Source organism: Bacillus sp. LR--39, from assembly GCF_053613335.1.
The window spans coordinates 1-519 of sequence record NZ_JBSIOT010001592.1 but is presented as its reverse complement, the minus strand read 5'-3'; the positions used below and the strand labels follow the sequence as shown (position 1 = coordinate 519).

1 pseudogene is annotated in these 519 nt (G+C 41.2%); it reads right to left on the bottom strand.

Annotated features, from left to right (window positions below):
* Positions 1 to 71 precede the first annotated feature (71 nt).
* Positions 72 to 519, bottom strand: a pseudogene (gene bglC, locus ACWHAR_RS31970) (6-phospho-beta-glucosidase); the annotation flags it as partial.

Below are 519 nucleotides of genomic sequence, written 5' to 3'. Positions count from 1 at the left end.
CCGACACTTATATTATTGATGCTGTTTCTGTGTAATGAAAAACCCCTGAGAGAATAACTCTCAGGGACTCTTTATAAACTTTCTCCGTTCGTCTTGATGACATCTTGATACCAATAAAAGCTTTTTTTCTTCAAGCGTTTTAAATCGTATGTGCTTTCTTCATCACGATTGACATATACAAATCCGTATCTTTTTTGGTAGCCGTTCAGCCAGCTTAACAAATCAGTAAACGACCAGCTGCAATAGCCGATTAAATCGACACCGTCACTGATGGCTTGTCTGCATTGCTCAAGATGCGAACGTAAATAATCAATTCGATAATCATCCTGTACAGAGCCGTCCTCAACTTTATCAAATTCACCCAAACCGTTCTCTGTTATAAACACTGGAAGCTGATAGCGGCTTGTAATTCGGCGAAGACCGATACGCAGCCCAATTGGGTCAATTGTCCAATCCCAGTTGCTCGTTGTCAGATACGGATTTTTTTTCGTTTTGAACACTCCGGGTATCCCCGTCTCA